Genomic DNA, 26283 nt, shown 5'->3' on the forward strand with positions numbered 1-26283 from the left:
AAATGGATTTAACTTCAACCAGTCGGTAATGGACTCACAAGGACGTGTAGTCAACACTTGGGCAGACATTCTCAACAGAGCTAACCTCGGTTTTGAAGTAATGCACGAGCGTAATGCACACAACTTCCCCTTAGATTTAGCTAGTGGCGAACAAGCTCCTGTAGCTTTGAGCGCTCCTGCTATCAACGGTTAGAAATGACTTTTGCTAAGATAACTTATCAGTGGTCAAGATAAAAGAAATGCTCTCCATGTACTTGGAGGGCATTTTTTTTGGCTAGTTTTTAGTTATATCAATAAGAAAAAATATACTTAAATTAAACCTTTACCTCCAAAGAATTTTTTAACTAAAATTTATCTTAAAGTAACGATTTGGTATAAATTCCATAATCCTGCTGCGTTTGACATCAAACTGTCATCAAGATTTTTAGTTTTTTTACAAGTTTACAAGAATTGCTGATATTATTATTCAAATGCCCGTATCAGTATATTTAAAAGCTTTTATTATTAATTATCTCTTAAAACTCTTAATAATCTATCCTGCTCGATTACTCTCGCTATTTTTAACGTTCTTTTGCTGTCGAGTATTTATTTTTATTTTTTCCTATTTTTAGATAAATTTATTATGTCGATTTTGCTTAAAGGTTATAACTTATTTACTGTATTTTCCAAGAATCAATCATCTTTTCAACAGTGTCATAAAACCGATAAAATTTAGCTCTTTCAGCAGTATAAATAGCTATGTAGACTTGATTGTTTCTGATTGTAAAAGCTTCCATTTGCCTGAGCTGCAATTTTCCTTCCTGACGAGAATAAATCACAGTCCGAGCAGGAAAATTATTGATAGTTGTTTTAGTGTCTTTATATGATTCAATTTTACTACCCTTTGCTTGATTAATACGATTGAAAACAGTTTGAGTGTATTGTTCTAAGCTAGTAGATTCTGATGGTAAATATTCAACAGCAATATTAACTTTTTCGAGGAATAAATCTGCATCGGTTTCTAAAGGAGAGGCGAAAACTACTATCTCTCCAGTAATTGGATCGTCTAATTGACGCTTTGACCAATCTTGAGGATATCTAATTTCAAATTGATAGTCATCATTAATATAGCTAGCGAAATTCTGGTCTGAGTTTTTATGAATACCAATAAATATAATTGTTGAAGCAAGAATAAAAGGCAATGCGAGCAGCGACCAAATTATTTTGGCGGAAAACTTGGAATGACCAACTGATGATAAGAAATTAGCTTGTTTTTTGACTCTCTTAGAAGATGATGGTACAAAGTAAGAGCTGTCAAAAAAAGGTGGAGGTAAAGTAATTACGTTGTGTACATTGTGATTGAAGTCTAGTTCAGCTAAAATTTCAGTTGCTGATTGATAGCGTTGATCGCGAACATCACTGACCATTTTATTAAGAATATCGGCTAACTCAACTCTGATATTTGCTGTAGACAAATTGTTCGAGCTACCTACTTGTGCAGGCTCGATTAAATCTGTAGATTTTGAATAAATAAAGTCAGTAATATTGCCAGTTAAAGCATAAATAATTGTTTTACCTAAGGCATAAATATCAATGTTAAAATCAAATTTTTCTCGATGTCTTGAAGGATTAAAATTGTTATTAATTATAATAGTTTTTAAAGGTTTATCGCTCGACAAAACAGCTGTTTTAATTGCAGCAAAATTAATTAAAAATTTTCTACCATCTTGATGCTGAACTAAGCTTGAAGGTTGTATATTGAAATGAGTTATACCTGCTTTATGAGTAAATTCCAAAATACCAATAATTTCTTGCAACCAGACAACTGCTTCTGCTTCATCGATTAATTTGTTCTTTAACTTTTGTTCTAAACTTTCACCTTTGATCTGTTCATAAACTAGATAAAATTCGCGATCGCATTCAAAAAAAGCTAATAGTTGGGGGATTTGCGGATGCTGGCTAATATTTTTCAGAAGATTCGCCTGAGTCACAAACGTTTGAAGAACTTTTTGCCAAGACTGTGCGCCTAAAACTTCGTTATCGTACTGAGGCTGCAATCGTTCTATTTTGCATTGTGCTTTGTTGTTTGGCTCGAGATCTTCTGCAAGATAAATTGTACTAAAATCGTCTTGACTTAGCTCTTGAAGGATGCGGTAGCGATCGCACAATATTTTACCAACTATTGACTCCATTTAGATTTAACTCAGCTCACAGCACCAAATAAACATGGGTTTCTATTGTAACTAAAACTAGTTTTCAACTAGATAATTCTCGATTTAATTCATCTAAACGGGCTAATACTTCCTGACTATGAATGCTTGGTCTAACTCCTAAAAAGGTTGTTCGCAAAATACCCTCTGGATCGATTAAATAGGTATGTCTCAAAGACATTGCTCCCAACCAAGAACCGTAAGCTTTGCTAACGCTACCATCCTTATCTGTTAACAAGGGAAAGTTAAGCCCTTCTGAATCGCAAAATTCAGCATGAGAATCAATATTATCAACGCTAACTCCTAAAACTTGTGCATTTCTTGTTCTATATTCTGCAAGGTCTTGTTGAAAACGTCGAGCTTCTAGAGTACAGCCTGAAGTAAAATCTTTTGGATAAAAGTACAGTACAACCCATTGTCCGCGATAATCTTTTAAAGCAATATCTCCATCACCTGTATTGGTAGGCAAAACAAATTCAGGAGCAGGCTTATCGAGTGGTGGCTGTTTGCCTCCCATTGCCCAGGCATCTGACAAAGTTAATCCAAAAAGCAAAAAAGACAAACCAATAGATAACCAAAATTGAACGCGTGGGATACGTCGTCTTAGGGTGCATATCCAACCACATTGTTGAATCGAAAGCAAACGTTTCATAATTTACAAAAATATGTTTTACTTATCATAAGATTACAAGTAATGCTTAAACCATAACAAAAAATTAACCTGCAAAATTAATTTGTTGTGGTTCAAATTGAGTACATTCTCCAAATTATTTGTTAACGTAGTTGCCTAAATATCAAGCTTAGTAATAAAAAAGGAATTTATGAGTACAAATTTAATTGCACCTCATGGCGGTGAGCTGATCGATCGCCTGGCTACCGCTGAAGAAAAGCAAAATTTCTTAGCCAAAGCAAATTCTTTGCCCAGAATTCAGTTAGACAAAAGAGCAACTTCCGATTTAGTTATGATTGCGATCGGTGGTTTTAGTCCAATCGCTGGCTTTATGGGTCAAGATGACTATTTAGGCGTGGTTAAAGATATGCGTCTGGCTAGCGGTGTTCCCTGGTCAATACCTGTAACCCTCTCTGTAACTTCAGAAGTGGCAAACCCTTTACAAGTTGGTAGCTTAGTTCGTTTAGACAATACTAATGGTAAATTTATTGGTATTTTGCAGCTAAGCGAAAAGTACAGCTATGATAAAAAGTTGGAAGCCAAAAATGTTTACCGCACTGACGAAGATAAACATCCTGGGGTAAAAGTAATCTACAAGCAAGGAGAAGTTAATCTTGCAGGGCCAGTTTGGTTACTCGAGCGAGAAGAACACCCGCAGTTTCCTAAGTATCAGATCGATCCTGCTGCCTCTAGAGCAATGTTTAAAGAAAAAGGTTGGAAAACAATAGTTGGGTTTCAAACTCGTAACCCAATTCACCGCGCTCATGAGTATATTATTAAATGTGCCTTAGAAATTGTTGATGGTCTATTCTTGCACCCTTTGGTAGGAGCTACCAAAAGCGATGACATTCCTGCTGATGTTAGAATGCGGTGTTACGAAATCATGATGGAAAACTATTTTCCCCAGGATCGGGTTGTATTAGCGATTAATCCCTCTGCGATGCGTTACGCAGGGCCTAGAGAAGCAATTTTCCACGCCTTAATTCGCAAGAACTATGGCTGTACACATTTTATAGTCGGTCGCGATCATGCAGGCGTGGGGGACTATTATGGTACTTATGAAGCACAAGAAATCTTTGGTGAATTTGACCCAGAGGAATTAGGGATCACTCCTCTTAAGTTTGAACACGCTTTCTACTGTACTCGTACAGAACAGATGGCAACAGCGAAAACCAGTCCCGCAACTAAGGAAGAACGCATTCACCTGTCGGGAACGAAAGTTCGGGCAATGCTGAGAGAAGGGAAAACTCCACCACCACAATTTTCTCGTCCTAAAGTCGCCGAAGAATTAGCCAGAGCAATGAAAGTCAATTAGTCTGGTTAAGTGGTGAAACAGTTCTGTCGGCGAAATCGTTGCAGAACCGTTGGAGCTTTTAATAAGATTGAGATAATTATTAATTGTTATGGCAAAACACTATAATTGGTTACAGGTTCAAGAGATTCACTTCTCGAGCTGTAACCTTGATGATTTCTACCAACATTTGGCAGCTATTATTGATAGGCTGATGCAGATTTCTAGACGCTAGTAGCTGATATGGGACTTGACCGCAGAACTTTTCTACAGCAAGCTGGATTGGCTTGGTTTACTTGGGGAACAACCGAGGCTGGAATTTCATCTCTATTGAGTAATAACCGCCTGGCAGCCTCAATTAATTCTTATCAAGAAACTTTAATACAACCGACTAACCGTAAATTAGCCTTGCTGGTAGGGATTAATCGTTACCCTTATCATGATAATTTGACAGGTTGTCTGATGGATGTGGAACTACAGCGAGAACTATTAATTCATCGTTTTAATTTCAATCCCAGTGATATTCTTACTTTAAGCGATCGCCAAGCTACTAGGGAAAATATTGAAACTGCTTTGGTCGAACATTTAGTAAAACAGGCTAAACCAGATGACGTGGTCTTGTTTCACTTTAGTGGTTATGGAGGTCAAATCAAAATGCCTTTAACCTCAGGTAGTGAAGCAGCTAAACAAACAGCCAGTACTGATTCCTTTGGCATAGCTAATAGCTTTGTACCAGTAGATGGATTAGCATCGTCAAAGAAAGCTTTGTTTGCCAACAGCATCCTGCAAGAAACTCTTTTAGTATTAGCCCAATCTTTATCTACGAGCAAATACACTTTTGTTCTCGATACTTGTTTTAATACCACTCCTGGCAGCCAACATGGCAGCTTTAAAATTCGCTCCATTCCTAACATAGCTGAAAGCCCCAGTTCTCAAGAACTAGATTTTTTGGCACAATTACGCGACAATCTAGCTAATAAAGGACTTAAACCCAGTAAAAGATTATTATCTCTGCCTGGAGTAGTTTTATCTGCTACCAGCAAAAATCAAATAGCAGCAGAAAGACAGTGGGGTGGTTTGAGTGCTGGGCTATTTACCCAAGCTTTAACGCAGCATCTTTGGCACATTACCCCCAGTAGCAAGGTACAAGTGGCGATCGCCAGAACGGCCGAAACGGTAGAGCAATTTATGGGTAACCAACAGCAGCCTACTCTGAATAATCCTAATAAATCAGCGCTCGCCTATTATTTAGCTGCTAGCGATGTTCCTAATGCTGTTGGAATGGTCAGTATGATTGCTAAAAATGGCAATGTAGAAGTAAAACTTTTAGGTTTGCCAGCTAATATTTTGGACTGTTACGGAGTTGATTCCTGTTTAAGTTTGGTATCTAATTCTCAAAATGCTGCTCCTCAACTACAGGTAAAGTCAAAAGAAGGTTTAATCGCGAAAACTCAATTATTATCTCCAGCGCTCGAACTTCAAGTCGGAGAATTTGCTGGTGAATCGATCCGCATTCTCAGGCGCGATCTAAATTTGAATTTAGCATTAAACGATGATTTGCAAAGAATCGAACGAGTTGATGCCACTAGCGCCCTAGCCAATATTGCCGCCATTAATTCCGCAGTGGTTGCTAAAGAACAAAATGCCGATTGTCTTTTAGGAAAAATAGCTTTAAATCCAGCTTTAAAATCTGCTGCTAATTTAGAAACTGAAACACCAGTCTTTAGCTATGCTTTGTATACTGCTGGCGGGAATTTGATTGCTAAAACAAAGGGAATAGTAGAAGAAGCCGTTAAAATTGCTATCGACCGTCTTCAGCCTCAATTCAACAATCTTTTGGCAGCAAAATGGCTGGAATTGACTAACAATGAATTTTCTTCGAGATTGAAAGTTAATGCAGCTTTGACAACAGGAGTTGCCAAACAATCTGCTAGCTGGCAAAGATCTACTCATGCTTCAGAGAAGCTGCAACTAGCTGCTAAACAACCAGTTTTCTCGACTAGTGTTGGTGGTTCAAATACTGACACTAAGAGTAACGTGCCGCTCTTAGTCAAGGGTACAGAAATCAATTTAGCTTTAAATAATACAGGCGATCGCCAACTGTATGCGGTCATCTTAGGTATTGATTCTGACTGTAATATCTATGGTCTTTATACTCCAGCAGAATCTTCTACTGCTGAAGCAGCAATCAAGCTGGAGGATATTGCGATCGCCTCTGGTAGTGAGTTGGTGATTCCTGACTCAGACAGTTCTTGGAAGTGGAAAGTTCCTGAATCAGTGGGCATCAACACTCTATATGTTATTTTTGCTGTTCAACCATTTCAAGCAACACTTAAAGCTTTTTCCACTCAACAAAACTTCAAGCTCGACCAACAGCAAGTGCTAAACGTGACTAATTCGATCGCTGTAATCAATTCCTTAATGCAGGATTTACACCAAGCAAGTTCTGTTTCGAGCGAACTATTGACTAACGGAAATGTCTATGCTCTAGATGTTAATAGCTGGGCAACCTTAAAATTTGTCTATGAAGTAACGACCGCTTGAATGATTACTAATTACTGATAATCACCCTAATCAGCTTATTTTATTGCTTAAATTCACGTCAGATAAATGCAACCGACTGATATTGTTATTTTATCTAATGGCCCTGGAGAAGTGGCAACTTGGGTACGTCCTGTGGTTAAATGTTTGGCTCAAGTTATGACAGATGAGCAAATTGGACAAATTAGGATTTCAGTGTTGTTGTCCCCTTGTCCTCATAGTACTGGTAAAGAAGCAGCGATCGCCTCTAGCTACCCTGAAGTAGAGCGAGTGTTACCAGCCTCTGATTTTTGGGCTTTTCTTTTTTGGGGCAAAACTAAAGATGATTGGCAATGGCATCAACGTGGCATCGTGGTCTTTTTAGGAGGTGACCAGTTTTATACCGTTGCTATCAGTAAAAGATTAGGCTACTCAAGCTTAATTTATGCAGAATGGGATGCTCGTTGGTATCGCTTGGTTGACCGCTTCGCAGCGATGAAACAAACAGCGATTGAGCGAGTACCGAAGTCTTATCGACACAAATTTACTCTGGTAGGAGATTTGATGGCAGATGTGACATTAGGAGTAGATAATCAATCTAGCCAGTTAAAACAAGATCCGCCTGTAATTGGGTTACTGGTAGGCTCAAAACCAGCCAAACTGTCTCAGGGTGTTCCTTTATGTTTAGCGATCGCTGAAAAAATTTGCCAGCAAGATCCTCAAGTTAAATTTATTATTCCTGTTGCCCCTACCCTCGATTTAACTACTCTGAGTAAATATGCCAATCGGCAAGACAATCGTTTAATCTCATCTCTAGGTAATGTTGAAGCAGAATTGGTTTTGGCTACCGCAACTCAAGCTGCTTATCTTTTGACCCCTCAAGGAACAAAAATTCAACTAATTACCAAGTTTCCTGCCTATGATACTTTAGTTAACTGTCAGATATGTTTGACTACTGTAGGAGCTAATACTGCTGAATTAGCCGCTTTGAAAGTACCAATGATTGTTTTGTTGCCGACTCAGCAACTAGATGCCATGCGTTCCTGGGACGGACTACCAGGGATTTTAGCTAATTTACCAGGGTTAGGATCGGCATTTGCCAAATTAATCAATTGGCTAGTGCTTAAGCAAGGACGTTTGTTTGCCTGGCCCAATATTTGGGCAGGAGAGGAAATTGTACCTGAATTAGTGGGCAAACTTGAGCCAGAAATGGTTGCTGAATTAGTGTTAGACTACCTTGCCCATCCCGAAAAACTTCAAGCCATGCGCGATCGTTTACAGGTACTCGGAGGACGAACTGGCGCAGCCAACCAGATCGCAGATATAATAAAACAAGAAATAACTAAAACTTAATAATCATTTGAACTCACTGAATTTTTAGCTTTACTCGGCTATGTGGTTCGGGGAACAGCCTAATTACCTTGCCAAAGATTGTTCTTCAAGGTTATATTCAGGTTAAAATTTGGTAGAGTAACGTCTCAGTAATTTCGTGTCTTAAGTAATCGTAGTTAGAAAATTGTAAATTCAACTGGCGGTCGCCCCAGAAGTGATTAAGCTAATCGCTATCTAAAGCTAACAAAATCCGACCGCCTCCTAAAAGTTACATTAGTCGGCTAAGCCTTGACCAACGGTTGCAGTAAGCTCTATCGTGAAACGGCGGAGTCCTGTAAAGCACCATCGAGATAGTCTGTGACTAATCTTAATAAAGTTGCAGCCTCAGCTATCTAGTTTAATTACTTTCGACCCTTGAATTCCTCTAACCTGCTTCTTTTTAAAAGAGCAAAAAAGTAGAAAGCTAATTCTACAAGAGACAAATAGCTAAATAATAAGCAAGACTACTCAAATAAATATTATTTGGTAACATCGAAACGCCATATAGCTTTAGATGGAATTTACTGATTTATTTACATTCCGTAATTTTTTTGCTTTGAGAAAAATCGAAAAATAAATGATTGCCCATTTCTCAATCAATGGATTGTGTGGTTTTAAGACAGGCTTATTGATAATCAGCCATCAGAATTTTTGAGGAAAATTAATGCCAAAACAGATTATTATTGCAGAACAACATCACATAGCTGCTGTTTTCTGGGAAGAACAGATACAAGAATTAATTGTTGCGACTGGACATCAACAGGTTAGTGATATTTATTTAGGTACAGTAGAAAATGTCATTCCTGGTATTGATGCTGCCTTTGTCAATATTGGTAATAGCGAACGCAATGGGTTTATTCACGTTACAGATCTAGGTCCATTGCGTCTTAAAAAAAGCGCAGCAGCCATTACCGAACTATTAATCCCTCAACAAAAGGCTCTGGTTCAGGTAATGAAGGAGCCGACAGGCAATAAAGGACCGAGACTCACTGGAAATATAACTCTTCCGGGTCGCTATTTAGTTTTGATGCCCTATGGCAAGGGAGTTAAGTTATCCCGTCGCATTTCTAATGAAAATGAGCGTAGCCGTCTTCGTGCTTTGGCAATTCTCATCAAACCCCCTGGTATGGGTTTATTGATTAGAACCGAGGCAGATGGTAAGGCGGAAGAAGCCATCATGGAAGATTTAGAATTTTTGCAAAAGCAGTGGGAGTCAATTCAGTATCAGGCAAATTATGCCAAGCCACCTGTCTTGCTCAACCGCGATGATGATTTTATTCAACGTGTGCTGCGAGATACTTTCTCCGCCGAAGTAAATACCATTGTGGTCGATTCGTCAGCGGGAGTAAAAAGAGTCAAGCAACATTTGATGAACTGGAGTAGTGGTCGCTCTCCTCAAGGGGTATTTATTGATTACCATCGAGAACCACATCCTATTTTAGACTACTATCGCGTTAGTGCTGCGGTCAGAGAAGCCTTAAAACCCAGAGTAGAGTTGCCGTCTGGAGGGTATATTATTATTGAACCCACCGAAGCTTTAACCGTAATAGACGTGAACTCAGGTTCGTTTACTCGTTCGGCAACAGCTAGAGAAACAGTGCTGTGGACAAATACCGAAGCGGCAACGGAAATTGCCCGTCAGCTACGCTTGAGGAATATCGGTGGGGTAATTGTCGTTGACTTTATTGACATGGACTCCCATGGCGACAAAATTAAATTGTTGGAACACTTTAACAACAGTTTTAAAGGAGATAAAGCTCGTCCTCAAATAGCTCAACTATCAGAACTAGGGTTAGTCGAGTTGACGCGCAAACGCCAAGGGAAAAATATTTATGAACTATTTGGTCAAACTTGTCATACTTGCGGAGGTTTAGGTCAGATAGCGCATCTTCCCGGAAAATTAGAGGCAGAATCAATTGAAACATCACCGATAATCCCACCCGCAGCAATTCGTGAACCGATAAATACGATTCGTCCAGTCATTCCCTCTCCGATAGAAAGAGAAAAAGTAGAAGTATCTAGCAAACCTCTTCCCAACCTGAGTTACGACGATAATAACCAACCGCCAGATTTAATTAATCATCCTAACTATCAGGAACAGGGCGTAAACAACAACGGTAATCGTCGTCGCCGTCGCAGTCGCCGCAACGATCTATTAATCAAAGATGAATTAATGGAACAGGAGGTTATATCGACTGATGAAAGCTTACAGGATTCTGAAAACAATAGTGAAGAGCGCAAATCTCGGACTCAATCGCGATCGCCGCGTCGAGATGAGGCTAACTTGGAAAAAGTTACGGTGGAAATGAATGATTTAGAACAAGAAATTTACGCCTTAATGGGAGTATCTCCTTTGGTTTATGCAGACCAATCTCAAGACCCAAAATCGGTATTAGTATATGTCAAAAAACCAGGAGAAGAATTGCCCACCACAGATTCACTCATCGTTTCAAACTTGGTAGAAACTGATACAGAAGCAGAACAACCTAAAGCCGAAAGAAAGCCCAGAACTAAAATCAAAAAAAATACAGTTCAAGACATAACTGAGTCAGAGCCTATGCCGCAAACCGAGCCAGAAATTACCAATCTAACTGAGCCTGAGCCTTTAGCTCAAGAGGCTTCTACCGATCGTCGTCGTCGCCGTCGTCGTTCTTCGGCCAAGGAAGCAAATCTGTAAACGCTGGGAAAAACTCAGTTTATCTTCAATAATTTGGTGGAAAGAAGAAAACAAAATGTGTATTTAATTTTCCCCAATTTATCTTTGAAGCTAGCTTGATGAATAAACCTTCTTTCGATCATTCTTTATTGGCAGAATTTAGCTCTCACTATACTTTAATTGCAGGAGTAGATGAAGTTGGCAGAGGTGCTTTGTTTGGTCCTGTAGTTGCAGCAGCAGTAGTTTTACCTCTGTCGGCTATTCCTCAGTTAATTGCCCTGGGAGTTAAAGACAGTAAAACATTGTCCTGGTCAAAACGTCAGGAATTAATTGGGCCGATCGAGGTGGTGGTGACTAGTTGGCATATTAGCTGTGCTAGCGTTGCCGAGATAGATCGGCTGAATATTTTTCACGCTTCTTTGCTAGCAATGAAACGATGCGTGATGGGCTTGGAAGCTACTCCAAATATCTGTTTAGTGGATGGTAAGTTTGCGATCGCTGATTTAGATCTTCCCCAAAAAACCCTGATTAAAGGAGATTTGCGATCGCCGATTATTGCAGCAGCCAGTATTTTAGCCAAAGTATGGCGTGATGAGTTGATTACTGATTTAGCTCAAAAATATCCAGAATATGATTTGGCTAATAACAAAGGATATCCCACTGCCAAACATAGATTAGCTATTAAACAATATGGAATATGTGCCGAACATCGTCGTTCGTTTAAATCCTGCCAGTAGCTTGGTGAAACGAAAACTTCTGTCTTCGCTTAATATCCCAGATCGGGAGACAATCTGGCTGAAGATTTTGGTTTTAACTGCACTTCTTGAGATGCCCAGGTGCGATAGTCTTGAACTAGCTGAGTGGTTAGCTTTTGTTTGATTCTACCCAAAACTCCTTTGAGTAATGTGTTGCCAGCTCTTTCTAAAAATGGTTTAGGGGTAAACATTAAAGCCGTAGGCAATTCAACTCCAACCTCTAAATCAGCTTGACCCTCAATAATAGTCAGACCCTGAAATTCGCGAGGATATAAAACTCCTTTCAGCTTCAGGGAAAAACGTTCATTAATATAGTCAATGCCTTTAATTTGACAATGTTCAGATTTCAAATATACACTGCCGTTAGAGCCAGACCAAACTTTCAGCAACACAATTGGCTGGAAATGATACATCTCCATAAAATTAATTGGTCGCATTTTTAATTCGTATAAATCTTCAGATATCTGCTTCATTAGTCGTGGCTCGGCGATCGCATTGACCAATCTTCTTGGTTGGCGTAGGTAATGCTGTATTGGTGTTGCCTCGTTGTTTACTGATATCTCGACTGATTCTGAAGCGTTGAAACTGACGTACATGAGTGGAACTACTAAACTTTTTACTATTTCTTAATCTTAGGTTACATTTCGTGAACAAGTTATCTTTATGTAAAAAAATGATACCTTCGTTATATTGTTACGTCTTCAAATTTTAATTTTTATGAAGCTTTCTCTGGCGTATCTTGGTCCTACAGGCACTAATTCTGAAACTGCTGCACTGACATATTCAGCTTGGTTATCTAAAAACCGACAATTTACAACTACTCTATGTCCCTATCCCAGTATTGCTCTGGCTCTACAGTCTGTAGCAAGAGGCGAAGTCGATTTAGCCGTAGTTCCCATCGAAAATTCGATTGAGGGCAGCGTAACTGTAGTTTTAGATACTTTATGGCAGTCTTCTAGTCTCCAAGTTCATCAGGAACTAACTCTTCCTATTTATCACGGATTGTTATCTTTTAGTCAATCGCTAGAACAGCTTGAAACTATTTATTCCCATCCTCAAGCTTTGGCCCAATGTCAGAAATGGTTAGAAAATTTTTTGCCACAGGTTCAGCTTGTTCCTACGAGATCTACAACCGAAGGAATTAAGCTGCTTAAAGAGGATTTAACCGCAGCGGCGATCGCTTCGCCAAGAGCTTCTGAGCTATATCAAGTGCCGTTATTAGAATCAGATATTAAAGATAGTCCTGATAACTGTACTCGCTTTTGGATTATCAGTTCTCAAGTTAGCCATAAGCCTAACGGCATCCTAAAGGATACCGCTTCGCATATAGCTTCGCTACGCGGTAGCCATCTTTCTTTAGCTTTCAGTTTATCCAAAAATGCCCCTGGAGCATTGGTTAAAGCGTTAGAAATTTTTGCTCGTAGAGAAATCAATCTTAGTAAAATTGAATCTCGTCCAACTAAGCGTTCTTTAGGCGAATATATTTTCTTTATAAATTTAGAAGGAAACTCTCACAATCCTGAGATTATCGCAGCTTTAGCCGAACTATCTAAATGTACAGAAAATTTAAAAATATTTGGCAATTATAATCAGCTAGACGTTGAAATAGCTTCGTTCAATTAAATTGATTTTTTGGGGTTATCTGCGCATGATAATCTCCTACTCTTCACCATGCTGTTTGAAGTTAAATATTAATTATCAAGAGCATCTTTAAGCGCAGTTCTAGCTGCTAAATGATTACGAGTAGAACTAAGGATCTCTTGTTCTCTTTGCAGACGTTTTAGGGTATCTTGCATCTCTAATAGCGCTTGCTGTTCTGATGCTACTCCATATAAGTTACTAGCTATCCAATATGATAATTCTGTAGGTGAACTAGGCAAATCATCGGGAAGTTCAATCTTTTGACTAGTCAATTTGGCAGAGAGATGCACTACATCTCTAAGCAATTCTTCAACTTCAGTCGCCATAGGACTCAAATCTTCCGCAGACGGTCGATCCTCAATCCACTCTACTAAACCCACGCGATAGGGTTTTTCGCGAACATATTCCAAAACTTTAAATCTTTGTTGACCAAAAGAAAGCATTTTCATTCGGTCATCAGGTAATCGCTGAAAGTGAAGAATTTCGGCGCAACAGCCATACTCCGCAATTTCTCCTGTGGTAGGATCGATTGACAACACTCCAAAGCGACGATCGTGTTCTAGGATCGTGTTCATCATGATCCGATAACGATATTCAAAAATGTGTAACGGTAATGGACGGCTGGGAAATAAAACTACTTCAGGGAGGGGAAATAAAGGTAATTCTCTAACTGCGATTGAAGGAAATGCCATCTAAACTTGTTTCTAGCTATAACTAGTGTTACTACTTATTTACTTTAGCTGATTTTTCCTCAAAGCGTACCTACCAGAATAACGCTCTAGGATACTAATATCAAAGGGTTATTCTGGTAGTAAGTCTAAAGTTTAACTTCAATATCAACGCCAGCAGGAAGGTCTAATTTCATCAAAGCGTCGATAGTTTTGGAAGAAGGCTTATATATATCAATAATACGGCGGTGGGTACGAGTTTCAAAATGTTCGCGAGAGTCTTTATCGACGTGAGGCGATCGCAAAACACAATAAATTTTCCTTTTTGTCGGTAAAGGTATTGGACCAACGGCGGAGGCATTAGTTCGGTTGGCCGTATCGACAATCTTTTCACAAGATGTGTCAAGTAAGCGTTGATCGAATGCTTTAAGGCGAATGCGTATTTTTTGTTGTTGAATCGTTGCCATATTGTTTAGTTGTCGAGGTACGGGTATTTAATCAAATATCGCTCAAAAGCAAATTAACATTTCCCAGAATAATATTTGCCAGGCTTCATTGTCTCATAAAAACTAAGAGAGTAGACCACGCTAGTTAGAATTTTGCCTGGCTCGGTCTACTCTCAAAGGTTTGGTTGCTTGTTTTAGATTAGTTGTGTCCTACGGACCTACTTAATAATCTTAGAGACTACTCCAGCACCAATCGTGCGACCACCTTCGCGAATTGCAAAGCGCATTCCCTGTTCGATGGCGATCGCGTTAATTAGTTCGACATTCATTTTAATGCGATCGCCAGGCATTACCATTTCTACTGCACTGCCATCATCAGCAGTATAGTCGGTGATAGTACCAGTTACGTCAGTTGTACGAACATAAAATTGAGGACGGTAATTTTTGAAGAAAGGAGTATGACGACCACCTTCTTCTTTAGTTAAAACATAAACTTCTCCTTCAAATTCAGTATGAGGAGTGATTGAACCAGGTTTAGCCAAAACCATACCGCGTTCAATATCTTCTTTGTTAATACCGCGAAGCAGTACACCAACGTTATCCCCTGCCATACCTTGATCTAGAGTTTTCTGGAACATTTCTACTCCAGTAACAGCAGCGGTGCGGGTATCTCTAATTCCAATAATTGCAATGGTTTCGCCAACTTTAACGACACCGCGCTCAATACGACCAGTTGCAACAGTGCCACGACCAGTAATAGAGAATACATCCTCTACCGCCATTAAGAAAGGCTTATCAATTTCACGTTCAGGAGTAGGAATATAAGTATCTACTTGTTCCATTAGGGCATGAATTTTATCAACCCACTCATTTTCACCTTTTTTAGTGTCGGGTTTAGCAGACAAAGCTTCTACTGCTTTCAAAGCAGAACCAGAAACAATCGGGATATCGTCACCAGGAAAATCGTACTCGCTCAATAGCTCACGAATTTCCAATTCAACCAATTCAAGTAATTCTTCGTCATCTACTTGATCTTCTTTGTTCATGAAGACTACTAGGCTAGGAACACCTACTTGTTTGGCCAATAGAATATGTTCGCGAGTTTGAGGCATAGGACCATCTGCTGCCGATACCACTAGAATACCGCCATCCATTTGGGCAGCACCAGTAATCATGTTTTTCACATAGTCAGCATGTCCAGGACAGTCTACGTGAGCGTAGTGACGCTTTTCAGTCTCATATTCAACGTGAGCAGTATTAATAGTGATGCCACGTGCTTTTTCTTCAGGAGCAGCATCAATATCTTCGTAATTTCTCGCTTTGGCATTACCCGTAGCAGCCAAGGCTAAAGTAATTGCTGCTGTCAAAGTAGTTTTACCATGGTCTACATGACCTACGGTTCCAATATTAGCGTGGTCTTTAGTACGTTCAAACTTTGCGCGTGCCATTAATTGATTTATTCCTTATTTAAACTAAAGTGTTCCCTTTGTTTTTTGCGATTATTACCTCAGCTTCATTGCTTGGAACATCGCTATATTCACTAAACTCCATTGAAAATATACCTCGTCCCTGAGTTTTAGAACGGATATCTGTTGCATAGCCAAACATTTTTGCTAAAGGGACTTGAGCATCTATTTTTGCTATGCCACTTTCGGAGTTCATACCTTCAATATTGCCCCGACGCGAATTTAAGTCTCCGATTACATCTCCTAAAAAATCTTCAGGAACTTCGACTTCAACTTTCATCATCGGTTCTAATACCACAGGAGCAGCCCGATTTACTGCATCTCTAATTGCCATAGAACCTGCTACTTTAAAAGCCATCTCGTTAGAATCTACATCGTGGTATGAACCATCCACTAAAGTTACTTTGATATCTATCAAAGGATATCCTGACAAGATACCAGATTCACAAGTTTGTTTCACTCCTTGTTCAATTGCCGGAATATATTCTTTGGGAATAGTACCGCCGACAATTTTGGAAACAAACTCAAAACCAGTAGCTGATTCGGCAGGCTCAATTTCTAATACGGCATGACCATACTGACCTTTACCTCCACTTTGCTTTATGTATTTACCTTCCCCTCGGCTGCTTTTACGAATTGTTTCTCGATATGCCACTTGAGGTTTCCCTACGGTAGCTTCGACATTAAATTCTCTCAGCATCCGATCTACCAAAATTTCTAGATGAAGTTCACCCATTCCCGCAATTACGGTCTGATTGGTTTCGGGGTTAGTACTAACGCGAAACGTAGGATCTTCATCACTAAGAGTCTGTAGAGCTTTGGATAGCTTTTCTACATCACTCTTCGTTTGAGGTTCTACAGCCACAGAAATTACTGGCTCAGGAACATAGAGAGACTCTAAAATAATGGGATTTTTATCATCGCATAAAGTGTCACCAGTCGCTGCAACCTTAAGACCGACTATTGCACCCAAATCTCCTGCTCTAAGTTCGTCAACCTCAATTCGCTCATTGGACTTTAAGACTACTAAGCGAGAAATTCGTTCTTTCTTTTGCTTGGTAGAGTTATAGACATAAGTTCCTTTTTCCAAAACTCCAGAATAAACTCTTACAAAAGTCAGGCGACCAAACTTATCAGAAGCAATTTTAAACGCTAATGCTGAAAATGGCTCTTCATCGCTGGAATGTCTAACTGCCTCATCTCCATTGGGCAATTCTCCTAAAATAGGAGGCACTTCCGAAGGAGCAGGTAGATAATCAACTACCGCATCCAAAAGAACTTGAACTCCCTTATTTTTAAATGCAGAACCACACAACATTGGCATAATTGAACCATTGATTGTCCCTTGGCGAATTGCTGCCTTTATTTCGGCTTCGCTAAACTCCTCTTCCATCATAAACTTCTCAAGGAGTGCCTCATCAGTTTCAGCGATAGATTCAATTAGCTTTGCTCTATATTCTTGAGCTTGAGCTTGAAGCTCATTGGGAATATCAGCTTCTTCTATTTCTTTTCCTAAATCATCTTTATAAATAATGGCTCTCATTTTGACTAAATCGACGATCCCTTGAAATCCTCCTTCGCTGCCGATAGGAATCTGAATTGGTACCGCATTTGCCTGGAGACGGTCTTTAATCTGCTCATAAACTTTAAAAAAGTTTGCCCCCGTGCGATCCATTTTATTTACAAAAGCGATTCTTGGAACTTTGTATCGATTCGCTTGTCGCCAAACAGTTTCTGATTGAGGCTGTACACCTCCAACCGAGCAAAAAACAGCGATTACACCGTCAAGAACCCGCATGGAACGCTCGACTTCAATTGTGAAATCAACGTGTCCTGGGGTATCGATAATGTTAATTTTATGATCCTTCCAACTGGTGCTGATAGCAGCAGCGGTTATGGTGATACCTCTCTCCTGCTCCTGCTGCATCCAGTCCATCGTGGCAGAGCCATCGTGAACCTCGCCCATTTTGTAGGCGATGCCAGTGTAGAAAAGAATTCGTTCTGTTGTTGTTGTTTTGCCCGCATCTATGTGAGCTGCGATACCTATATTTCGTACTCGCTCGAGCGGGATAATACGTCCCACAAATACCTCCTTTCATCTTGCAAGATGAAATTGCTAGATGTTTTTAACAATGCTTGAGCAGGCTCTCGGTAGATCGACAGAGGAGTCTGTGACTCGATCTAACACCGTTTATAATTCTATACTTTTATCTAAAAATTAAAGTACTAACCCTAAATATTGCTACTGTTAGTGTGTTGCACTTGGGATCAATAGCAGATAGATTTACTTCTAATTGAAATTTCTCTTTGCTAATTGAGAAATAACCAGATTGGAAGAAAATAGTCGATTTTGAGGAGCAAATCTTTTCAGAATTTACTCCCACTGTCCATCATAATTAAATAATGAGAGCCAAAATTTAATTTGAGATTAGTTGCGCCTTTACTTAATCAGCTATGTCATTGTCTAAAGCAACTTTAACTCTTGATTTAATAACGATAATGAGCAAAAGCTTTGTTAGCTTCTGCCATACGATGAGTTTCGTCTCTTTTTTTCATGGCACCACCTGTTTCGTTAGCAGCATCCATAATTTCGCTAGCCAGCTTAGTCGCCATGGTACGGCCACCTCGGGCGCGAGCAAACTGAATTAACCAACGTAGAGCTAAGGTTGTTCCTCTTCCTTGTCTAACTTCCATGGGAACTTGGTATGTTGCTCCACCTACTCGGCGAGCTTTAACTTCTACTAAAGGAGTAAGGTTTTTTATGGCTTGCTCAAATACTTCAATTGGCTCGTTTGCTGTTCTTTCGCCAATGATACTCATAGCATCATAAATGATACGAGACGCTAAAGATTGCTTTCCACTACGCATGATTCTTCTAATTGTCATGCTAAGCAAACGGCTATTATAAACTGGATCGGGGGGAACTGGACGCTTTTTATTACTAGAACGACGAGACATTTGCTTATTACTTAGGTTAAAGAATATGAAATTGCGATTTAGCCGTTTTCTACATTAATTATGTCATTGCCTAAACTATAACTAATAGAAAACCAACTAGTTTGAATCAAAGCTATTTACTGTCTGAATTTTGATTCACTAACAAGCTAATTAACTTGAAGGTATAAACAGCCATAATCATTTACTTTTGAATGTGTGAAGTTAAAGTTCTCATCTCCAGCCTTTATTCTAAATGCCATCTTTATTTTCAAACTGCAACCCTTAAAATTTCGATGGACTAAAGCTGCTTTACTTCAGCAATTATTCATAAGCTATGATATTGACTTAACTTTTAGGGCGTTTAGTACCATACTTAGAACGACCCTGCGCTCTATCTTTCACTCCAGTTGTATCTAGAGTTCCACGAACTATATGGTATCTAACTCCTGGTAAATCCTTGACACGACCTCCACGAATTAAAACCACTGAATGTTCTTGTAAATTGTGTCCTATTCCTGGGATATATGCTGTTACTTCAAAGCCTGAAGTCAAACGTACCCTGGCTACTTTTCTTAGTGCTGAGTTAGGCTTTTTGGGTGTGGTAGTATACACTCTAGTACAAACTCCGCGACGCTGGGGACACTCTTTTAAAGCGGGAGATTTAGTTTTCTTTTGCGATTTCGCTCTTTCGCTACGGATTAGTTGCTGAATAGTGGGCATAGTTGTTGACTTGTATAGTTTGAAGCCTTACTGTCTTATAATGTCAAAAAGATATAACACAATAGTAGACAAATTCTGATTATAGATTAATATTAGCTATTGCGTCAATTAATAGCTGAATTTTTAATTAATTGACTGTATATTATTATGGTTTAAATTTTTGCTTAATTTGATGCTTTAAGCAAATTTTATTTTAGTTCGGCAAAAGATATGCCGCAGCCACAAATGCTGATTATTCGAGGATTATGAAAGCGAAATCCTCCACCCATCAGATCTTCTGAGTAGTCTAGTCTTAGATTTTCGATATACCTCCAAGATTTAGCATCAACTTTTAAATTGATTCCGCTGATTGTTAATAAGCGATCGCCATCTTTTAAAGATAAATCAGGATCATTACTTATCAATATTGCGCTCTGTTCAAATTTTAAATCGTAAAATAAACCAGCGCAGCCCCCTGACTTAACTGTAAGTATCAAAGAGCTGCCGGTAGTTTGTCTGTTTGATCGAAGACGCTTAATCTCTATTATTGCAGCTGGACTAATATCAATCATGAAAAGCTGGTCTTACCAAGTTATCTATGCTTAACTTAATATGTTAGCGTAAAAAAACTCCTGCCCCAGTATTAATTAACCTACGTAAATGATTTTTAGGTTAATAATTAAATTTTGCCAGCAGTAGAGAACTTAGATTTTATTGACGAGCATAATCATCGCTGAAGCGAATAATATCGTCTTCGCCTAAATACTGACCATTTTGGACTTCAATTAAGACCAAATTAATTACACCAGGATTTTCTAGTCTATGAGTAGTACATTGGGGAACATATGTAGACTGATTGCTGCCTAGAATCATCTCTCGTTCGCCACACGTAACTTTGGCTGTTCCCGAAACTACAATCCAATGTTCGCTTCGGTGATGGTGCATTTGGAGGCTGAGGCGATGCCCAGGATTTACTTCGATGCGTTTAATCTTATATCCTAAACCTTCCTCTAGAGTTGTAAAAGAACCCCAAGGACGAATTTCTCTAGCGGCAACTCCTAGTTGAGTTGAGGGAGAAAGCTTATTCTCAATTTTTTGATTTGTAGCTGATTTAGTTTTGGTAGATTGAGACATAATTATTTAACTGGTAATAATATTATATGAACTTAATTTAAGTCAAATTGATAAATGACTAGATTATCTGCTATTGAAAGTTTTCCAATAAACTTATCCAAAAGATAGCAAATAATCGTCTGGAAATTAAAGATAATCCTGCGAAAATCAAACTATCCATACAGAAACTTTATAAATCAAAGTCAAAAAGCAGATAAAATCTGGCTGAAATTAAAGTTTAATTGAAGTTTAATTCGAGATAGCTACTGTAAGCTTGAGTGCAAATACTTATAAAAAATATTAAAATTCATTTGAGATCATTTGTTCTGTTCGTTAAAACTGTATTCGATAGAGCTTTTTATCGGATGTTACTTCGGTTACAATAAGGTGCTATAAAATTGAAACATAAGTTTTTGGCAACTGTGCAGATTAAAGAGCTGAATCTACTGCGTTAACGACTGAAAAAATTTTAGGGGAATTTGATACTGTTAGTTTTGATCACGCAAATTGTTAGGTATCATCAGAATTAACTATCTAGGTGGCTTCAGCCTATATGTATAGAAATGATGAGCTACGAAATAATCATTACTAGATTTTTGTAGGTCTATTTTTGAAAGCATCAGACACCAAAATAGTAGCTAGTCGTCTCAGTTAAACCTGTCAGCTTAATTATTGTGTAGCAGTACCATGCTTGATTTGATTATTTTATAAATTCCTATATTCAAGACATTTTGTATAATATTATACCGATAATCGGCGATGCTCATTTATAGTCTTGGAACAAATTAAGTCGGCACAAAACAATTGCTATCAATATATATCTTTTTGAACGAAAGCAAATTTTGAGATAGCCATTAACTTTAAATAACTATCCCCAAATAATTCATTTAATTCATTACCTTTCATCTAAGCGAGTAAGAAATGGAATTTAAACCAGTTACAAGTAACAATGTGCCTCAGCCAGACTCACCATCTAAGCCCTTTCAAGGTCAAAGGTGGTTAGTAGAAGAAAGAGATGCCTGCGGGGTAGGTTTTATTGCCTATCAAGATGGTCGCCAAAGCAACAAGACTGTCAAGCAAGCTTTAAAAGCCTTAGGATGTATGGAGCATCGCGGGGGATGTAGTGCCGATCGCGACTCGGGAGATGGTGCGGGAGTTATGACTGCCTTACCACAAAAAGTTTTTGCGGCTTGGTTTGCTGAAAATAATATTTCTCAGCCACAGCCAGAGGCTTGGGGTGTGGGAATGGTATTTTTGCCTCAAGATATGAGTCAAATTGCCGAATCTAAGCAGTTTATCGAAAAGATAGTTAAAGCGGAAAACTTACGGGTACTGGGTTGGCGAAAAGTACCAGTAAGCCCAGAAATACTAGGTCAACAGGCAAGAGATAATCAGCCTCATATTGAGCAAATAGTAGTTAGCTCGCCTGACAATCTTGTAGGAGACGATCTAGAACGCAAACTATATATAGCGCGATCGCGAGTCGGCAAAAAACTATCAGATGATTTTTATATCTGTTCTTTTTCTTGTCGTACTATTGTGTACAAAGGTATGGTGCGTGCGGTTATTTTAGGCGATTTTTATCAGGATTTGCTAAATCCAGATTATGAAAGCAACTTTGCCGTTTATCATCGTCGTTTTAGTACTAATACAATGCCAAAATGGCCCTTTGCTCAACCGATGCGCATTTTAGGTCATAACGGTGAAATTAATACTCTGCTAGGTAATATCAACTGGATGTCCAATAGAGAAAAAGAATTGATATCTAGCTTCAGCGAGTCAACCTTACCTGGCTGGACTCAGGATGAGATTGAAGGACTAACGCCAATTGTCAATAACGATAATAGTGATTCTTACAACTTAGATAGTGCTATGGAGTTGCTGGTAAGAACTGGTCGCAGCATTACCGAAGCTGCCATGATTCTTGTCCCCGAAGCATATCAAAACCAGCCTTCGTTAGCAGAATATCCAGAAATTGTTGATTTTTACGAATACCATAGTGGGCAGCAAGAACCTTGGGATGGGCCAGCATTACTAGTGTTTGGCGACGGTAAAACAGTTGGTGCAGCTTTAGACCGCAACGGTTTGCGCCCTGCACGCTACACCATTACGAAAGATGGCTATATAGTTGTAGGTTCAGAGACAGGAGTAGTGGATCTGCCTGATGAGGAAGTAATCGAAAAAGGTAGATTGGGACCTGGTCAAACAATAGTGGTCGATCTTCAAACTAAAGAAATATTGCGTAACTGGAAAGTAAAACAACGAGTTGCGCAAGCAAATCCTTATCGCGAATGGATCGAGCAATATCGCCAGTCAGTTGAGCCTCAGAAATTTGGGACAAAAAATCTTTTGGCCTCAAACGAACTATTATGTCGGCAAACTGCTTTTGGCTATACAGCTGAAGATGTGGAGCTGATTATTCAGTCAATGGCAATCAACGGCAAAGAGCCAACTTTCTGTATGGGAGATGATATTCCCTTAGCGGTACTTTCTGATAAGCCTCGATTACTCTATGACTATTTCAAACAAAGATTTGCTCAGGTAACCAATCCAGCAATTGACCCTTTACGAGAAAGTTTAGTTATGTCCCTATCGATGCAGTTAGGGGCAAAGGGTAATATTCTCAACTTAAAACCCGAAGATGCCAAATTACTTAAATTAGAATCCCCAGTATTAAATGATGAAGAATTAGCCAGTATTGAGGCGACTGATTTTAAAACTCAATCCTTGTCCACCTTATATCAAATCTCTACAGGTCCAGATGGTCTGAAAGATGCAGTAGCTAAATTGTGTCAAGATGCAACTGCTGCGGTTAAGGCGGGAGTGGAAATTATTATTTTAAGCGATCGCCCCAAAGCGTATCAAATCGGTACAGAATATAGCTATATTCCCCCTTTACTGGCTGTGGGAGCAGTTCACCATCACTTAAGTCGCCAGGGATTACGCTTGAGAACTTCTTTGGTCGTAGATACGGCGCAGTGTTGGAGTACACATCACTTTGCTTGCTTAATCGGTTATGGTGCGTCGGCAGTCTGCCCTTATTTAGCCCTAGAAAGCGTTCGTCAATGGTGGAATGATCCTAAAACCCAGAAATTGATGCAGAATGAGCGTATTGAAGCAGTTGCTTTAGATAAAGCTCAGCAAAACTATCGTCAGTCTATTGAAGCGGGATTACTCAAGATTCTGTCAAAGATGGGAATTTCGCTGCTGTCTTCCTATCATGGAGCGCAAATTTTTGAAGCATTGGGCTTAGGAGTCGATTTAGTTGACTTAGCTTTTGCTGGCACAACTTCTCGCTTGGGCGGTTTAACTGTAGCCGAGTTAGCACATGAAATTATTGCTTTCCATCACAGAGCCTTCCCCGAACTTCAGGGCAAAAAGTTAGAAAATTACGGCTTTGTCAAGTACAAAAAAGGCGGCGAATATCACATGAACTCCCCTGAAATGTCGAAGGCACTTCATAAAGCGGTAGAAAGCAAACAGTATGACCATTACGAGCTTTATAAGCAGTATCTCCACGGCAGACCAGTAACAGCACTGCGTGATTTATTGGACTTTAATCCAGACCGCGAATCTATTTCTATTGACGAAGTTGAATCCGTAGCCAGCATCGTCAAACGCTTTTGCACTGGCGGGATGTCTTTAGGTTCTTTATCCCGAGAAGCTCATGAAACTTTGGCGGTGGCGATGAATCGAATTGGTGGCAAATCCAACTCAGGAGAAGGAGGAGAAGACAGTATTCGCTTCAAAGTATTAAATGATGTGGAAGCTAACGGCAAGTCTCCAACTCTACCTCATCTTAATGGCTTGAAAAACGGCGACACTGCCAGTTCTGCCATCAAACAGGTAGCATCAGGGCGCTTTGGGGTAACTCCAGAATATCTAATGAGTGCCAAACAGCTAGAAATCAAACTAGCTCAAGGAGCGAAGCCAGGAGAAGGAGGACAGCTACCAGGAAAAAAAGTTAGTCCTTACATTGCTTCTTTGCGACGTTCTAAGCCAGGGGTAACTTTAATTTCTCCTCCACCGCACCACGATATTTACTCCATTGAAGATTTAGCTCAGCTAATTTTCGATCTACATCAAATTAATCCTCAAGCCAAAGTTTCCGTTAAGCTGGTGGCAGAAATAGGCATCGGGACAATTGCTGCGGGGGTAGCTAAAGCCAACTCTGATGTGATTCAGATTTCGGGTCATGATGGTGGTACGGGAGCATCTCCTCTAAGTTCAATCAAACACGCAGGGGTATCTTGGGAATTAGGACTAACTGAAGTACATCGAGTATTGCTCCAAAATCAGCTACGCGATCGCGTCTTATTACGAGCCGATGGTGGTTTAAGAACTGGCTGGGACGTAATCATGGCTGCTCTGATGGGTGCAGAAGAATATGGATTTGGCTCAATTGCGATGATTGCCGAAGGCTGTATTATGGCGCGAGTTTGTCACATGAACACCTGCCCTGTAGGGGTAGCAACTCAACAACAGCATTTGAGAGATCGTTTTAAAGGTATTCCCGAAAACGTAGTAAATTTCTTCTACTTTGTCGCGGAAGAAGTGCGATCGCTGTTAGCCAAACTCGGCTATCGTAGTTTATCAGAAATCATTGGGCGTACCGATTTATTGGTACAGAATCTCAATGCCCAAATTGCTAAAACTAAGGGCTTAGACCTAAGCTGTCTGATTGATTTACCTAATGTGAAAAACGACCGTAGCTGGCTAGAACACGTTGAGGTTCACACTAATGGTGCCGTCTTAGATGAAGAAATATTAGCCGATGAAGCCATAAAAAGTGCGATCGCTAATCAGGACAAAGTGACTAAAGACGTAACGATTATTAACACTGATCGTAGTGTAGGGGCAAGAATTTCTGGAGAGATCGCTTCTAAGTATGGTAACAGTGGTTTTGCTGGAGAAATTACGCTGCAATTTAAAGGTACTGCGGGTCAAAGCTTTGGCGCATTCAATCTCCCGGGCATGAATCTAATTCTCTCGGGAGAAGCTAACGATTATGTTGGTAAAGGAATGCACGGCGGAGAAATTATCATTACTCCCGCTCAAAACGCTACCTATGATTTTGCTACTAACGTTATTGTCGGTAATACCTGTCTTTACGGAGCGACTGGTGGGGAACTTTATGCCAATGGACGTGCCGGCGAAAGATTTGCGGTACGTAACTCTCTCGCTAAAGCGGTAATTGAAGGAGCGGGCGATCACTGCTGTGAGTATATGACAGGCGGTTTGATCGTGGTTTTGGGTGAAGTTGGTCGCAATGTCGGCGCGGGGATGACTGGTGGTTTAGGTTATTTCCTCGATGAAAACAATACTTTCCCCAATAAAGTCAATCCTGAAATTGTCAAAATTCAACGGGTTGTTGCTGATGAAGGAGAAAAACAATTAAAAGAGATGATTCAGAATCATGTTGACAAAACTGGTAGTCCCAAAGGCAAAGCAATTCTGCAAGATTGGGATAACTATCTAGGCAAATTCTGGCAGGTAGTACCGCCATCAGAAGCAGACAGCCCAGAGGCTGGTGCAGCAGAAACCAAAACGCTGACATCGGTATAGTATTTTACGATTTAAGAAAGCTAAGTGCTGTTTAATTCTTGAATACTAGGGTGGTTGTAATCTAAGTGACAACTACCCTATTTTTGTTCTGGTGAAATCAACTTTTGCTGAGTTAAGCTGATTTTTGTTGCTAAGAGTAACTATCATCAGCTTTGTGAGTACACTTTTGCTAAAAAATGCTTAATATTTTATTACCTGCTTGCATCTAGTTAACTTAAAGCTTAAAACCTAAAAACTTAAACTTATTTTCTGGGCAGTAGCTTAAACTTAGTTTATTTTCTAGATATCATTGTTAA

Annotated in this window: 19 protein-coding genes; 8 read left to right on the top strand and 11 right to left on the bottom strand. The window is 39.5% G+C overall.

Annotated features, from left to right (window positions below; all coding sequences use genetic code 11):
* On the top strand, positions 1-193 hold a 193-nt coding region (locus V6C71_16635), incomplete at its 5' end, for a photosystem II q(b) protein (protein ID HEY9770087.1).
* Between the two features lie 460 nt (positions 194-653).
* Here V6C71_16635 and V6C71_16640 read toward each other — a convergent pair.
* Positions 654-2171, bottom strand: a complete 1518-nt coding sequence (locus V6C71_16640) for a PsbP-related protein (protein ID HEY9770088.1) — start codon at positions 2169-2171, stop codon at positions 654-656.
* 64 nt (positions 2172-2235) lie between these two features.
* The gene (locus tag V6C71_16645; GenBank protein ID HEY9770089.1) at positions 2236-2841 is read right to left on the bottom strand and encodes a peroxiredoxin; all 606 of its coding nucleotides are present in this window, start codon (positions 2839-2841) and stop codon (positions 2236-2238) included.
* 169 nt (positions 2842-3010) lie between these two features.
* On the opposite strand from V6C71_16645, the gene sat reads away from it, so the two are divergent.
* The 5 genes from sat to V6C71_16670 all read left to right on the top strand — a co-directional run bounded on the left by sat (position 3011) and on the right by V6C71_16670 (position 11434).
* Positions 3011-4174 (top strand): sulfate adenylyltransferase, encoded by a 1164-nt coding sequence (gene sat, locus V6C71_16650; protein HEY9770090.1) that lies wholly within the window; start codon positions 3011-3013, stop codon positions 4172-4174.
* A 219-nt stretch (positions 4175-4393) separates the two neighbouring features.
* Positions 4394-6694: a caspase family protein gene (locus V6C71_16655; protein ID HEY9770091.1), complete on the top strand. Its 2301-nt coding sequence runs from the start codon at positions 4394-4396 to the stop codon at positions 6692-6694.
* Positions 6695-6760: 66 nt separating this feature from the next.
* Positions 6761-8023 (top strand): lipid-A-disaccharide synthase, encoded by a 1263-nt coding sequence (locus tag V6C71_16660; protein HEY9770092.1) that lies wholly within the window; start codon positions 6761-6763, stop codon positions 8021-8023.
* A 682-nt stretch (positions 8024-8705) separates the two neighbouring features.
* Positions 8706-10718, top strand: a complete 2013-nt coding sequence (locus V6C71_16665) for an Rne/Rng family ribonuclease (GenBank protein HEY9770093.1) — start codon at positions 8706-8708, stop codon at positions 10716-10718.
* Between the two features lie 98 nt (positions 10719-10816).
* A complete protein-coding gene (locus V6C71_16670; protein ID HEY9770094.1) occupies positions 10817-11434 on the top strand; it encodes a ribonuclease HII in 618 nt (205 codons plus the stop codon).
* 29 nt (positions 11435-11463) lie between these two features.
* On the opposite strand, the gene V6C71_16675 is transcribed toward V6C71_16670, so the two are convergent.
* Positions 11464-12048: a DUF1997 domain-containing protein gene (locus V6C71_16675; GenBank protein ID HEY9770095.1), complete on the bottom strand. Its 585-nt coding sequence runs from the start codon at positions 12046-12048 to the stop codon at positions 11464-11466.
* Between the two features lie 121 nt (positions 12049-12169).
* On the opposite strand from V6C71_16675, the gene pheA reads away from it, so the two are divergent.
* Entirely contained in the window at positions 12170-13075 is a 906-nt protein-coding gene (gene pheA / locus V6C71_16680) for a prephenate dehydratase (GenBank protein HEY9770096.1), read from the top strand.
* Between the two features lie 68 nt (positions 13076-13143).
* Here pheA and V6C71_16685 read toward each other — a convergent pair whose 3' ends face one another.
* From V6C71_16685 to V6C71_16720, 8 genes are all read right to left on the bottom strand, one after another.
* The gene (locus V6C71_16685) at positions 13144-13785 is read right to left on the bottom strand and encodes an LON peptidase substrate-binding domain-containing protein (GenBank protein ID HEY9770097.1); all 642 of its coding nucleotides are present in this window, start codon (positions 13783-13785) and stop codon (positions 13144-13146) included.
* A gap of 125 nt (positions 13786-13910) precedes the next feature.
* Positions 13911-14219 (bottom strand): 30S ribosomal protein S10, encoded by a 309-nt coding sequence (gene rpsJ / locus V6C71_16690; GenBank protein ID HEY9770098.1) that lies wholly within the window; start codon positions 14217-14219, stop codon positions 13911-13913.
* 206 nt (positions 14220-14425) lie between these two features.
* The gene (gene tuf, locus V6C71_16695; GenBank protein ID HEY9770099.1) at positions 14426-15655 is read right to left on the bottom strand and encodes an elongation factor Tu; all 1230 of its coding nucleotides are present in this window, start codon (positions 15653-15655) and stop codon (positions 14426-14428) included.
* A gap of 19 nt (positions 15656-15674) precedes the next feature.
* Entirely contained in the window at positions 15675-17756 is a 2082-nt protein-coding gene (gene fusA / locus V6C71_16700; GenBank protein HEY9770100.1) for an elongation factor G, read from the bottom strand.
* Between the two features lie 404 nt (positions 17757-18160).
* Entirely contained in the window at positions 18161-18631 is a 471-nt protein-coding gene (gene rpsG / locus V6C71_16705) for a 30S ribosomal protein S7 (protein ID HEY9770101.1), read from the bottom strand.
* Between the two features lie 324 nt (positions 18632-18955).
* Positions 18956-19330, bottom strand: coding sequence for a 30S ribosomal protein S12 (gene rpsL / locus V6C71_16710; protein ID HEY9770102.1), 375 nt, complete (start codon positions 19328-19330; stop codon positions 18956-18958).
* 188 nt (positions 19331-19518) lie between these two features.
* On the bottom strand, positions 19519-19881 hold the full coding sequence (locus V6C71_16715; GenBank protein HEY9770103.1) for an iron-sulfur cluster assembly accessory protein: 363 nt from the start codon (positions 19879-19881) through the stop codon (positions 19519-19521).
* Positions 19882-20020: 139 nt separating this feature from the next.
* On the bottom strand, positions 20021-20443 hold the full coding sequence (locus V6C71_16720) for a phosphomannose isomerase type II C-terminal cupin domain (protein ID HEY9770104.1): 423 nt from the start codon (positions 20441-20443) through the stop codon (positions 20021-20023).
* 900 nt (positions 20444-21343) lie between these two features.
* Between V6C71_16720 and gltB the strand changes: the two genes are divergently transcribed.
* The gene (gene gltB / locus V6C71_16725; protein ID HEY9770105.1) at positions 21344-25987 is read left to right on the top strand and encodes a glutamate synthase large subunit; all 4644 of its coding nucleotides are present in this window, start codon (positions 21344-21346) and stop codon (positions 25985-25987) included.
* Positions 25988-26283: the final 296 nt, after the last annotated feature.

This window comes from Coleofasciculaceae cyanobacterium, from assembly GCA_036703275.1.
Classification (GTDB): Bacteria; Cyanobacteriota; Cyanobacteriia; order Cyanobacteriales; family Xenococcaceae; genus Waterburya.